The organism is Aquimarina spongiae, assembly GCF_900141785.1.
Taxonomy (GTDB): Bacteria; Bacteroidota; Bacteroidia; order Flavobacteriales; family Flavobacteriaceae; genus Aquimarina; species Aquimarina spongiae.
This window is the reverse complement of sequence record NZ_FQYP01000001.1, coordinates 738,261-751,108: the sequence shown is the minus strand read 5'-3', so window position 1 is coordinate 751,108 and position 12,848 is coordinate 738,261. Positions and strand designations below refer to the sequence as shown.

General features: G+C 38.1%; 15 protein-coding genes. 14 read left to right on the top strand and 1 reads right to left on the bottom strand.

From position 1 onward, the window contains the following. Window positions 1-21: 21 nt before the first annotated feature. Window positions 22-894: a hypothetical protein gene (locus tag BUE24_RS03435; protein ID WP_073313908.1), complete on the bottom strand. Its 873-nt coding sequence runs from the start codon at window positions 892-894 to the stop codon at window positions 22-24. 436 nt (window positions 895-1,330) lie between these two features. Here BUE24_RS03435 and BUE24_RS03430 point away from each other — a divergent pair, with 436 nt between their 5' ends. The 14 genes from BUE24_RS03430 to BUE24_RS03365 all read left to right on the top strand — a co-directional run bounded on the left by BUE24_RS03430 (window position 1,331) and on the right by BUE24_RS03365 (window position 12,776). Then, complete coding sequence (locus tag BUE24_RS03430; RefSeq protein ID WP_073313906.1) at window positions 1,331-2,152, top strand: M48 family metallopeptidase; 822 nt, start codon at window positions 1,331-1,333, stop codon at window positions 2,150-2,152. Window positions 2,153-2,234: 82 nt separating this feature from the next. Further along, the gene (locus BUE24_RS03425; RefSeq protein ID WP_073313904.1) at window positions 2,235-3,557 is read left to right on the top strand and encodes an MFS transporter; all 1,323 of its coding nucleotides are present in this window, start codon (window positions 2,235-2,237) and stop codon (window positions 3,555-3,557) included. A 178-nt stretch (window positions 3,558-3,735) separates the two neighbouring features. Then, the gene (locus BUE24_RS03420) at window positions 3,736-4,215 is read left to right on the top strand and encodes a lipocalin family protein (RefSeq protein WP_073313902.1); all 480 of its coding nucleotides are present in this window, start codon (window positions 3,736-3,738) and stop codon (window positions 4,213-4,215) included. A 16-nt stretch (window positions 4,216-4,231) separates the two neighbouring features. After that, window positions 4,232-4,924 (top strand): YiaD family glycine zipper/OmpA-like lipoprotein, encoded by a 693-nt coding sequence (locus BUE24_RS03415; RefSeq protein WP_073313900.1) that lies wholly within the window; start codon window positions 4,232-4,234, stop codon window positions 4,922-4,924. An 81-nt stretch (window positions 4,925-5,005) separates the two neighbouring features. Continuing rightward, window positions 5,006-6,136, top strand: a complete 1,131-nt coding sequence (locus BUE24_RS03410; protein WP_073314445.1) for an NAD(P)/FAD-dependent oxidoreductase — start codon at window positions 5,006-5,008, stop codon at window positions 6,134-6,136. Further along, the gene (locus BUE24_RS03405) at window positions 6,130-6,852 is read left to right on the top strand and encodes a methyltransferase domain-containing protein (RefSeq protein ID WP_073313898.1); all 723 of its coding nucleotides are present in this window, start codon (window positions 6,130-6,132) and stop codon (window positions 6,850-6,852) included. Before BUE24_RS03410 ends, BUE24_RS03405 begins: the two co-directional genes overlap by 7 nt. 12 nt (window positions 6,853-6,864) lie before the next feature. Beyond that, window positions 6,865-7,917, top strand: a complete 1,053-nt coding sequence (locus BUE24_RS03400; protein WP_073313896.1) for a type III polyketide synthase — start codon at window positions 6,865-6,867, stop codon at window positions 7,915-7,917. Window positions 7,918-7,947: 30 nt separating this feature from the next. Continuing rightward, on the top strand, window positions 7,948-8,739 hold the full coding sequence (locus tag BUE24_RS03395) for an SDR family oxidoreductase (protein ID WP_073313894.1): 792 nt from the start codon (window positions 7,948-7,950) through the stop codon (window positions 8,737-8,739). A gap of 104 nt (window positions 8,740-8,843) precedes the next feature. Further along, complete coding sequence (locus BUE24_RS03390; RefSeq protein ID WP_073313893.1) at window positions 8,844-9,329, top strand: hypothetical protein; 486 nt, start codon at window positions 8,844-8,846, stop codon at window positions 9,327-9,329. 10 nt (window positions 9,330-9,339) lie between these two features. Then, window positions 9,340-9,786: a 3-hydroxyacyl-ACP dehydratase FabZ family protein gene (locus BUE24_RS03385; protein ID WP_073313891.1), complete on the top strand. Its 447-nt coding sequence runs from the start codon at window positions 9,340-9,342 to the stop codon at window positions 9,784-9,786. Beyond that, window positions 9,783-10,679 (top strand): alpha/beta hydrolase fold domain-containing protein, encoded by an 897-nt coding sequence (locus tag BUE24_RS03380; RefSeq protein WP_073313889.1) that lies wholly within the window; start codon window positions 9,783-9,785, stop codon window positions 10,677-10,679. The genes BUE24_RS03385 and BUE24_RS03380 overlap by 4 nt, the downstream gene beginning before the upstream one ends. Continuing rightward, entirely contained in the window at window positions 10,669-11,952 is a 1,284-nt protein-coding gene (locus BUE24_RS03375; protein WP_073313887.1) for a beta-ketoacyl-[acyl-carrier-protein] synthase family protein, read from the top strand. The genes BUE24_RS03380 and BUE24_RS03375 overlap by 11 nt, the downstream gene beginning before the upstream one ends. Before the next feature lie 27 nt (window positions 11,953-11,979). Next, window positions 11,980-12,234 carry an acyl carrier protein gene (locus BUE24_RS03370; RefSeq protein WP_073314444.1) on the top strand — a complete coding sequence of 85 codons (255 nt, stop codon included), beginning with the start codon at window positions 11,980-11,982 and terminating at the stop codon, window positions 12,232-12,234. Beyond that, window positions 12,231-12,776, top strand: coding sequence for a 4'-phosphopantetheinyl transferase family protein (locus tag BUE24_RS03365; protein ID WP_073313884.1), 546 nt, complete (start codon window positions 12,231-12,233; stop codon window positions 12,774-12,776). The genes BUE24_RS03370 and BUE24_RS03365 overlap by 4 nt, the downstream gene beginning before the upstream one ends. The last annotated feature ends 72 nt before the right edge of the window (window positions 12,777-12,848 follow it).

Below are 12,848 nucleotides of genomic sequence, written 5' to 3'. Positions count from 1 at the left end.
CCAGGGATTTATGGTTAACGATTAGGCACTATATTCCTCGATTAGTGCTTCGATTCTTTCTTCTCGCTCTTCTGGGTGATTGATTACCAGTTCTCCATAATCATCAACAAGATATTCGTCATCCTCTAACAAATCATTTTCATAGTATTCTGCAATGATACCTTCTGTTAGATAGTTGATCGCCTCAACAGCTTCTAGAAAATCGTAATCGCTTTCTGTGATATTTTCTGTTGGAATGTTACCATTGGTTCTTCCGAACAACAAGGCTTGAAAACCAGGGCTATTGACTACATTAGATAGTGCTGCTGGAGTATTGTCTTCAAACGATTCTATATCCTCTCTATACCTTGGTCTAACAGGGTTTTGAGCGGCGTATCGGTTTGCAGCTCTAAGTGCATGTTTTCCAGCTCTTCCCAGGGTTCTTCTAGTTTGTCTCCATGCATTTCTCAATTCTGGATTTCTTCTTGATCTTCTTCGGTAGGAACTTCTGTTTCTTCGAGGAGATGTTCTTCTTCGTCTACGGCGGGTTTTAAAATCAGGAATTCGGTCTAGTGCCTTAGATCCTGCACCTGCTAGATTTCCGGCTAGTCCACCAATCATTCCCCCCAATTGTGGCACACCATAAGCTGCACCTACCGCAGTACCTACGGGCTGAGCAACTTTGGAGACAACTTTTAATGCACCTGATCCTACTTTTTTGGCAAAGTTTCCGATTTTCTTCCAAAAACTTTCTGCTTGTTCAGGAGTCATTTCACTTACCGTTTCAATCAAAAAATCATCGATCTCTTCTGTAGTAGATTCTCCTATTTCTGGTTGAAAAATGTAGCGGACTGCATCATAAAAGTCTTCTTCACTAAAAGACTCTCCATGATATACTTCTTGATATAAACTCATAATACAATTCATTAAATGTTAATACTGAAATTCTGTTGTACCCCAAATTGTGCACCATTTGGATAGTTCAAATTTCTATAAGATGTATGGATATTTTGGGAGTCAAAAAGCGGTTTTTGAAATGTGTAAATCACGGAAAGTTAAAGGAGTAAAACACTTAAAAAAATGCAATTAAATACCTGTAAATAAATAAGTTAATACACTTTTGTTAAACCGTATTTTAGCGGATTTTGATTGTGGTAAAACCTTAATGGAGTTGTATAAAAGTGATATTTTGTTTTGAGTGAAAATGCAAAAAATAGATTGTATGCTCGTCAAAAAGTGTATCTCAACGATAGATTAATACTTTTATCGAAGGAATGCAATAAAAATATAAGGATATGTAAAGTGGAGAGTAGAGATTTTCGTAATTTTATCTTTCAAAATTGTACAAATCATGAATACTAGAAAATCTATAGTTTTTTTAGGCACAATACTGTTGTTTTTGTCTTGTGCGACAAACCCTTTTACCGGTAAGAAGACACTTGCCTTGGTGCCAAATTCGCAAATATTGCCCATGGCTTTTCAACAATACAATCAGTTTTTGGGTGAAAATAAGGTGGTAAAAGGTACTTCTGATGCAGAAATGATTAAGCGAGTAGGACAAAGAATAGCAAAAGCTTCAGAACGATGGTTAAATGCCAACGGTTATGCAGGGTATTTAAAAGATTATCAATGGGAATATAACCTGGTAGATGATAAAACCGTTAATGCATGGTGTATGCCCGGAGGAAAAATAGTGTTCTATACAGGAATTCTTCCTATTGCTAAGGGTGAAACTGGTATCGCAGCGATAATGGGACACGAAGTAGCTCATGCATTGGCTAATCACGGTCAACAACGTATGAGTGCAGGGCAGTTACAGCAAGTAGCAGGCGCTGCCACAGCGGTAGCGGTAAGTGGAAAGGACAGCCAAACACAGCAAATCGTAGGTACAGCTTTTGGGTTAGGTAGTCAGTTTGGTGTGATGCTTCCTTTTAGCAGAAGTCATGAGACAGAAGCAGATCGCATAGGAATACAATTGATGGCCATTGCCGGATATAATCCAGACGAAGCAGCAAATCTTTGGAGGCGTATGAAAGCCAATAGTGGAGGACAAGCACCACCAGAATTTATGAGTACGCACCCTTCTAGTGATACACGTATTGCGAACCTTACCGCATGGGCTCCAGCCGCTAGAGCTGAAGCCAAAAAATTTGGGGTAACCACGTTTAAATAATTGTTAAGTACACCAACTTACAAAGATTATACTTATTTTAGGAGCTGTTCTGAACCTTTTCAGAACAGTTTTTTTATAGTATATGAGCAAATCACTACCCAAAGGACACAAGAAATTACTTAACGCCTGGGCTTTTTATGACTGGGCAAATTCGGTTTACAATCTTACCATATCTTCAGCCATCTTTCCCATCTTTTGGGGAGCACTAACCATAGTACGAGATGATGAAGACAACATCATTAGTGATACTGTTCGCTTTCTAGGTATAGATTTTAATAATGATTCCTTGATAAGCTATGTAACGGCATTAGCCTTTCTTACGGTGTCATTGATCAGTCCACTTTTATCTGGTATAGCAGATTATGTAGGGAACAAAAAGAATTTCTTAAAGTTCTTTTGTTACCTGGGAGCAGTATCATGTATAGGCTTGTATTGGTTTTCTCTAGAAGATCTATGGTTTGGATTGTTGTGCTATTATCTGGCATTGATTGGTTTTTGGGCAAGTTTGGTATTTTACAATTCGTATTTACCGGATATCGCTTACCCCGAACAACAGGATGCTATAAGCGCAAAAGGATATTCTTTGGGATACATAGGAAGTGTACTGTTGTTGATCATTAATTTGATCATGATTTTGAAATATGAGTGGTTCGGTTTTGAAGATGAAGGTTTCCCAACAAGACTATCCTTTGTTATGGTAGGAGTGTGGTGGATTGTTTTTAGTCAGTACACTTACTATTATTTGCCAAAAGGAAACAAGAAAGCTGAACTTACAAAATCGGTTGTTTTTAATGGATTTAAAGAATTAAAAATGATCTGGAATGCTCTTAAGAGTGATTTGAGACTTAGAAGATATCTCACTGCCTTTTTTGTGTACAGTATGGCTGTACAAACAATCATGCTGATTGCTACCTATTTTGGTATTGAAGAATTGGACTGGGGAGAGCAAAATGCAACAACCGGACTTATCATAAGTATTCTACTCATTCAATTGGTAGCGGTATTGGGAGCGTTCTTAACTTCCAAAGCTTCAGCAAAGTTTGGAAATATCAAGACCATTATAGTGATTAATTTTATCTGGATCGCAATTTGTATTTATGCGTATACAATTACTACTCCTATGCAATTTTACATAGCAGCAGCAATTGTTGGTATGGTGATGGGAGGGATACAAGCACTTTCTAGATCTACCTATTCTAAGTTCTTGCCAAAAGATGCTGTAGATACCACTTCTTATTTTAGTTTTTATGACGTTTCAGAAAAGATTGGGATTGTAATCGGTATGTTTTCGTATGGATTGATAGCGCAATTAACAGGGAGTATCAGATATTCTATCTTGTTTTTGATTCTGTTTTTTGCCGTTGGACTTATCTTATTATTTAGAGTTCCGAAACAAGAGGTATAAAGGAAAAGTTAAATATTTTATAAAGGGATAAAGTAGTGCTACGTTTATCCTTTTTTTGTGTCCTTTGTCTAAATTGTACTATTAAATGATAGAAGAAGAGCCTATGTCATTTTGAAATATAATAATATTGGAAACGTTATCGTTTATAGCTACTTTTATATTAATAAAATCTAACATAATGAAAAAACTTATCTTATTAGTGGCAGTAGTAATTTTTGCGTCTTGTAGCCCAACGCAAAAAACCGTTATCTCTGCTAAAAAAACTCTTAAAGGAGAATGGTCATTGGATAAAATCTCTTACGATAGAGATGGAATCTTTGATGTTACCCTTTATAACGATGCCTCTGCAGAATGTTTTACCGGAAGTACCTGGAAATTTATTCCAAATAATAACACAGGTAAGTACGAAGTGAATCAAAGTAGTTGTACTTCTACAGGAGCAAGAAACTTTAGGTTTACTATTCCGAAGCCTGAGGCGGATGGTACATATTATTTCTTATTCAAACCTATTAATGAGAAAAAGAAAAGTACCAATAACAATGCAGGATATAGAATGGCTTTACAGCATTTGGATGATGCAACTATGTCTTGGGCAATGACAGTAAGTCTAGAAGGAAAGCCTTTTGTAATTACGATGAACTTTAATAAACTTCAATAACTCAAATCATTAAATGATGAAGACAAATCTTAAAAAAATAGGTGTTATTCTAACTGCAGCAACCATGCTTGTAAGTTGTGAAGCTGTGCAAAATGCAAATAACACACAAAAAGGAGCAGTTATTGGTACTGCTGCGGGAGCCGTTATTGGTGGAATCATTGGTAACAATGTGAAGAAGAAAAACTCTGCACTAGGAGCAGTAATCGGTGGTGTAGTAGGAGGTGTAGCCGGAGGTGTGATCGGTAAGCAAATGGATAAACAAGCACAGAAAATTGAATCTGAAATTCCAGGGGCAGAAGTAACCCGAGTTGGTGAAGGGATCGATGTTGTATTTGATGAAAATAGTGGGGTGTATTTTGCTACAAACAAGTACGACCTAAATGCCAAGTCCAAAACAAACCTTAATAAGTTAGCTGGAATCTTTAAAGAATATCCGGATACGAATATTATTGTTGAAGGTCATACCGATAGTACAGGTAATGATAGCTATAACATGACACTGTCTAAAAACAGAGCTGATGCGGTAACCAACTACTTGGTTGCTCAAGGAATTAGTGCAAGTCGTTTGACTACCTATGCACACGGAGAAACCTTGCCAAAGTATGACAATGCAACTGCAGAAGGTAGAGCAAAGAACAGAAGAGTAGAGTTGGGTATTGTCGCCAACGAGAAGATGAAGAGAGATGCTCAGCAACAAGTAAAACAATAAGCATTATTGTAATAAAATCACAATCACCCCGACTATCAAGTCGGGGTTTTTTTATGCTTAAATTTTATGTATCTTGATGTGATGAATAAGCATTCACGCGTACTTATTATAGGGGGAGGGTTAGCTGGACTAGTTAGTGCTATTCATCTTGCAAAACAAAAAGTGCAAGTGCTTTTAATAGAGAAAGATACCTATCCCAGACATAAAGTATGCGGGGAATACATCTCCAACGAAGTTGTTCCTTATTTTAAAGAGTTAGACCTCGAATTAGCTCATTTGCATCCCGTCGATATTTCGAAATTTGTCATTTCTACTCAAAAAGGGAACCTTATCCGTAGTCAATTACCGCTAGGTGGTTTTGGGATTAGCCGATATACTTTGGATCATTATTTATGGCAAAAAGCAGAACAGTTAGGAGTTACTTTGGTTACCGATATAGTAACCAATGTACAATTTACAGAGCATCTGTTTGAAGTGTTTACCCAAAATGGAGCAGTATTTACATCCGATTTTGTTATTGGAGCCTACGGGAAACGCTCATCACTGGATGGTACATTGGATAGAAAATGGAGCACCAATGAATCTTCTTGGCTAGCCGTAAAAATGCATTACAAAGCTTCGTTTGATCCGCAAACCGTAGCTTTACATAATTTTGACGGAGGCTATTGCGGGCTATCTATGGTAGAAAATGAAACAGTTAATGCATGTTATTTGGCATCCTATCAGAGTTTTAAAAAGTATCGAGATGTAGAAGCCTTTCAGGAAAAAGTCCTAAACAAGAATCCATATTTACGAGCTTTTTTTGCAGAGGCAACACCTATGTTTGAAAAGCCTATTACGATAGCTCAGGTTAATTTTGCCAAGAAAAAACCTGTAGAGCAGCATATTTTTATGGCAGGAGATGCTGCAGGGCTTATTCATCCGTTATGTGGTAACGGGATGGCAATGGCCATACAAAGTGCACGAATATTAGCAGAATTATTGATCAAAAGTGATCATAAACGCTCTAATAATACCCGATTATTACTAGAAAAACAATACGAGCAACAATGGCAATCTCTATTTTCCCGTAGATTGTATATGGGTAGAATGCTACAGCGGGTGTTACTCAATTCAAATTTACAGCAGGTTTCGTATGGAATAGCTTCTGTAATCCCTTCTATCGTGCCTCGAATCATAAAACAAACTCATGGATCTCCGATAATATGTTAGTGGACTTAACACATAGAAGCAATGAAGAAGAATTGATGGATCAGCCTGATGTTAAGGAAACAGATCTACAAGTAGCTTTAGCGGATATTGCTAGGGTAAATCGTTGGTTGGGAGGCAATGAGATCACCATAAAAGCAGTTAGAAATCTGTTAAAAGACCGAGATAAAGAACAGGAGTATACCATTTTGGATTTGGGGTGTGGTAATGGAGATATGCTGAGACAACTGGCAGATGATTTCAGAAAAAAAGGATGGAAAGGGAAGTTTATTGGTGTTGATCTTAATGAGATGGGCTTGGACCAAGCCAAAGCGTTAAGTACAGCGTATCCTGAAATACAATTTGCTAAAAAGGACATCATCACTTTGGATGCTACTGATTTTTCGTGCGATATTGTGATCTGTACCCTTACATTACATCATCTTTCTTGTGATGAGATCGTAAAATGTATGGAGAATAGTATCGCGTTAGCTGCTATTGGCGTTGTGATCAATGATCTGCATCGAAGTGCATTGGCATATTACCTTTTTAAGGTATTTAGTTTTTTCTTTATCAAAGGTCATATTGCCAAAAATGATGGATTGGTATCCATAAAAAGAGGATTTACCAAATTAGAATTAAATGAATATGCAAAACAACTATCGACATCTAATTCTGATATCGGTTGGAAATGGGCATTTCGATATAAATGGATAGTAAACACCCAAAATAATAATTAAAAGTAAGGAAAGTTGAGTGTAAGGATTACAACAGTTACCAAGCAATTGCCACAGTTTATGAGAGAGACCAAAGATATTGTTCCCTTTGTCTCTCAATGGTTATCAGGGCAAGAAGATCGTTTCAGACGTAAAGTGATTAAAATCTTCGAGAATGCTGCCGTGGATAGACGCTATGGTATTATGAGTATCGACGAAGTGTTTCAAGCCACTTCTTTTGAAGAGAAAAACGATATCTATGTTCGAGAAGTAAAGAAGTTAGGGAAAGAAGTATTGCAAAAGGCATTGACTCAAGCCGAATGGGATCCTACCTCTTTGGATTATATCATTACGGTGAGTTGCACAGGGATTATGATTCCGTCTCTGGATGCCTATATTATAAATGATCTGAAACTACGCCAAGACATCATTCGTTTACCGGTTACCGAAATGGGATGTGCTGCCGGGGTGTCAGGGATTATCTATGCCAGAAACTTTTTGAGAGCCAATCCGGGGAAACGAGCAGCGGTAATCGCTATCGAATCGCCTACGGCTACCTTTCAATTAAACGATTTTAGCATGACCAATATGGTAAGTGCTGCCATTTTTGGAGATGGAGCTGCTTGTGCTTTACTTTCTTCAGAGGACGACGCAAACGGACCAAAAATTATTGGCGATGAGATGTATCATTTTTATGATGCTTCTAAGATGATGGGATTTAAACTGACCAATGGTGGATTACAGATGGTCTTGGATCCAGAGGTGCCAGCAAAAATTGCTACGCATTTCCCAGATATCATTCATCCTTTCTTAAAAAAGTACAACACTACTATAGAAGAAGTTGATCATTTAATTTTTCATCCGGGCGGAAAGAAGATTGTACAAACGGTAGAAGAGCTTTTTGGGCATTTGGGTAAAAATATAGATGATACCAAACATGTCTTGAAGGAATACGGAAATATGAGTAGCGCCACGGTGTTATATGTGTTGGAGCGTTTTATGGAACGAAATCCAAAACAAGGAGAGACAGGACTGATGCTCAGTTTTGGTCCTGGATTTTCGGCACAACGTATTTTATTAGAATGGTAATAGCAGTTAATATAACTTCAAAGATTACAAATGCATAAAGATTTTGAAGACAAAGGATATTGGGCGCTTATTTTGGGCGGAAGTACTGGGCTCGGATTGGCTACAGCACAAAAATTAGCCCGGCATGGGATGAATATCATTATCGTGCATCGTAATAGCCGAAGCGAACAGCAGCAAATTGAGGCTGGTTTTGAGACGATTCAGAAAGAAAATGTGCAGTTTAAGGCTTTTAATGTAGATCTATTAAAACCAGAAAAGCGAGAGGAAGTTGTTGTTAAGATCAAAGAACGTATCCAAAATGGCAAAATAAAAACACTGATTCATAGTATTGCCAAAGGGAACTTGAAACCTATGAATGCTGCCGAATATACTTTACAGAACGATGATTTCAGATTAACGATCAATGCCATGGGAATCAGCCTTTACGATTGGGTGAAAGCTTGTTTTGATGTTCAAATTTTTGCAGAGGATACTCGAATTATTTCCTTTACCAGTGAGGGGAATACCAAAGCTTGGAAGAATTATGCGGCCGTTTCTGCAGCCAAAGTAACACTAGAGGCTATTACGCGAAGTATCGCGCTAGAATTTGCTCCTTACGGGATTCGGGCCAACTGTCTACAACCCGGAGCGGTAGATACCAAATCCTTACGTATGATACCTGGGCACGAAGATATTATTTCTCACAGTATACAACGTAATCCCTTTGATCGATTAACACAGCCCGACGATGTGGCCAATGCGGTGTATTTACTATGTCGTGATGAGGCGTCCTGGATTAATGGATGTATAATTCCCGTTAATGGAGGAGAACATCTATCCTAAACAACAAAGACTAAAAATAAGTTAAATAGCAACGCTAGCGCTACAAAAACTAGTACTTTAAATCACTAATATGATTTTGGACTATGGGACTAAAAATCACACTTATGAAAAAGATATTCATTTTAGGATTTCCTTTATTGATCTACCTGATGGCATGTAATGATGATAACGAAACGACACAAACTGATAATCCAGTTATAGATGAAAACGCTTTGGCAGAGATTGTAAGCGTTGCTGTGAGTGGACAAGAAAATCAATATACTTTTAGTGTAGGGATCAAGAGTCCAGATACGGGTTGTAATCAGTATGCAGATTGGTGGGAGGTGATTTCTGAAGATGAAACCTTGATATATCGTAGGGTTTTGGCGCATAGTCATGTGAATGAACAACCTTTTGTTCGATCTGGAGGTGCAGTGAATATTAGCAAGGATCAATCTGTTTATGTACGAGCGCATATGAATACCAGTGGTTATGGTAGCTTAGTGTACAAAGGGACCGTTACCGGTGGTTTTGAAAAAGCCAATTTGGATAAAGAATTTGCTAGTGCTGTAGAAAACCAGGAGCCTTTGCCAACGGAATGCGCATTTTAAAAGAAAATTAGTGATTAGAGAAGAAATTATTAAAGAATTGCCTTATGACAAACCTTTTATGTTTGTCGACGAGATTTTAGAGCTCGATGATGATCATATCAAAGGAGCGTATACCTTTAAGAAGGATGAATATTTCTACGAAGGCCATTTTAAAGACAATCCTGTTACCCCTGGGGTAATTCTTACCGAATGCATGGCGCAGATCGGGATGGCCTGTTTCGGGATTCATTTGTTGGGTGATAATTGGAGCAAAGATGAAATCGCCGTGGCCATGACGAGTAATGAAATGAACTTCTATAAACCTGTTTTCCCTGGAGAAAAAGTGATTGTGGTTTCAGAAAAGGTGTATTTCCGATTTCAAAAGCTAAAATGCAATGTGGCTATGTATAATCTGGATAATCAGGTGATAGCTAAAGGAGTGATTTCGGGAGTTTCATTCAAAAAAGATAGCGTATGAGTTTAGGATATCGATTGGTAAAATTATTCTTAAAACTAACAGGGGAAAAGAAATCCTGGTCCAAAGATCCCATAGATTATATCGCAAAACGCAAAAAAGATATTCATGCACCTGGTAAATTACTACTGTCAGGGTCTTCTTCGGAAAGTAAACAAATCGATAGAGGTAAAGTTACCAAGCTCCATCCTAAGAAGAAGAATTCTGGAGTTTTACTGATCTATTGCCATGGGGGAGCCTTTGTTTATGGACCTACCCGAGAAAATTGGGTGTTTTTAAATAAACTCTCCAAGCAAACGCATTCTGAAGCCTGGATGATTGATTATCCTAAAGCACCAGAACATACCATTGATTTGATTACAGAAAATGTATATCAAGTTTATCAAGAAGCTACTAAGCTCTATGATCCTTCCAAAATCATTCTTCTAGGAGATTCTGCAGGGGGGAGTTTGATCATTACCTTGGCGCAGCGTCTAGTAAAAGAAAGTAAGCCTTTACCTAATCGAATCATACCGATTACTCCAGTAGTAGATGCAGGCGTCACTAATCCTGATATTGTAAAGATCGATTTAATAGACCCTATTTTAAGCATCAACGGAGTACGATCAGCCAACGAAATGTGCGTAGGGCACTTATCACTTGAAGATCCTCTAATTTCTCCTTTGTATGGAGAACTGTCAGGTTTACCTCCAATACATGTGTTTAGTGCTACGGATGACATATTGACTCCAGATCAGTTAATATTTATCGAAAAAGTAAAAGAAACGAACACCCAAATAGAAGTTATTGAGGGAAAGGGAATGCCACATGTATGGCCGATATTACCTGTAATGCCCGAAGCGAAACAAGGAATACAAAAAATCGTTTCCATAATCCAAGGAGCCCATGTCGAATAAAAAACGTGTTGTAATTACCGGATTAGGAGTTGTTGCTCCAAATGGAATGAACGTTTCAGAATTTGATACTGCCATACAAAATGGCACAAGTGGTATTGCACATCACGAAGAATTAAATCAATTAAGATTTTCTTGTCAAATTGCTGGAAGACCGAATTATAGCGATGATTATTTAAATAATTACTTTAGTCAATTACAACAAAAGGGATTAGAAGCTTCTGGTATGGAATACGGAGTGATTGCCGGGCTGGATGCGTGGAAAGATGCCAAATTATCCTTACCCGATGCCGATGATGCACCCCGATGGAATATGGGTGTAATTTTTGGAACAGGAATTCTGGGCGTAGATAAATTTCGAGATGCCATCTACAAGGTTGATGAAGGCAAAGTAAGACGCTTGGGGAGTACCACCGTGATACAAACCATGGCGAGTGGAATAAGTGCTTGGTTAGGAGGGATGTTAGGCTGTGGTAATGTGGTCACTACCAATTCTTCGGCTTGTAGTACAGGAACGGAGGCTATTTTGATGGCCTATGATCGAATAATGATGGGCAAAGCCGATATCATTCTTGCCGGGAGTACCAGCGATAGTGGACCTTATGTATGGGGCGGTTTTGATGCGATGCGCATCTTACCCTACAAATACAACGATGATCCTACGCAAGCCTCACGACCAATGAGCGCTACCGCAAGTGGTTTTGTGCCAGGAAGTGGAGCAGGAGCATTGGTGATAGAGAGTTTGGAAAGTGCTCAAAAAAGAGGCGCTAAGATTTATGCCGAGATTTTGGGAGGTCATGTTAACAGTGGTGGACAACGCAAGGAGGGGAGTATGACCGCACCCAATAGTGAAGCCGTACAGCATTGTATTGGTAAAGCTTTAGAGCAATCTGGAGTAAATCCGGGAGAAATAGATGCCATTAATGGCCACCTCACGGCTACCACCAAAGATGTTACCGAAATCTATAATTGGACTAAGGCTTTGGATAGGTCTGGAAAGAACTTTCCCTATATCAACTCGTTAAAAAGCATGGTTGGGCATTGTCTGGCCGCATCAGGGAGTATAGAAAGTGTGGCCACGGTCCTTCAATTGCATCATGGATATGTTTTTGGTAATTTAAATTGTGATGATTTGCATCCGGAGATTGCTGAGCTTATTGATCATCAATCTGTTCCTACCAAAACCCTCAAAATAACACCAAATATTGTTGCCAAAGCCAGTTTTGGATTTGGAGATGTCAATGCATGTGTTATCTTTAAAAAATATAGTACTTAAATGGGTTCATTACCCAAATACAATTTTATGACAAAAGAAGAATTATTAGCTAAACTGAAGACCATTATTACCCCATACGTTCAAAATCAGGAAGGTTTGGAAGCACTACATGAGGATACCGATTTTATTAAAGATTTAGAGATCAATTCGGCAAATCTGGTGGATGTAGTTTTGGATGTCGAAGATGAGTTTGACATCGAAATAGATAATGAAGCTATGGAGAAAATGATTACGGTAAAGGACTCCATTGCGGTAATAGAAAGTAAACTAGCCAGTAAATGATAGGAAACGATATTGTTGATCTCCATTTGGCCAAAACACAAAGCAATTGGCTACGCAAAGGATGGCTAGAAAAGCTATTCACCGAGGATGAGCAATATCACATTTTGAATACTGCTGACTCGGAACTGGAAGTCTGGAAATTATGGAGTAAAAAAGAGGCTGCATATAAAGCACATCAAAGACGCTTTTCTTTAGCACCAAGATTTAACCCTAGGTGGTATCAATGTCAGGGAGAAACTGTTGGAATTAATGGGTATATATATCATACGAACACATCAGTATCACGAGGTGCAGTATATTCTATAGCTACCACAGATCAGCAAGCTTACTTTACTCAAATCGTGAATCAAGGTGTTTCGGTGAAGGAGGAACTAAAAAATTATATCTCACAAATATGTTCCGTTACGTCTAATGATATTATCCTGATCAAAAAAGACAATGGGATTCCGTATGTCAAGATCAAGGATCAGTTAGACGACATTCCTTTTTCGTTAACACACCACGGTAATTTTTCTGCCTTTATAATTGCTTTAAGAAAATAAATGCATGGTTTTCCTATTTTTGGAGGTATCAACAATATTTCATTAGTCAATTAAACTTTATACAAATGTCTT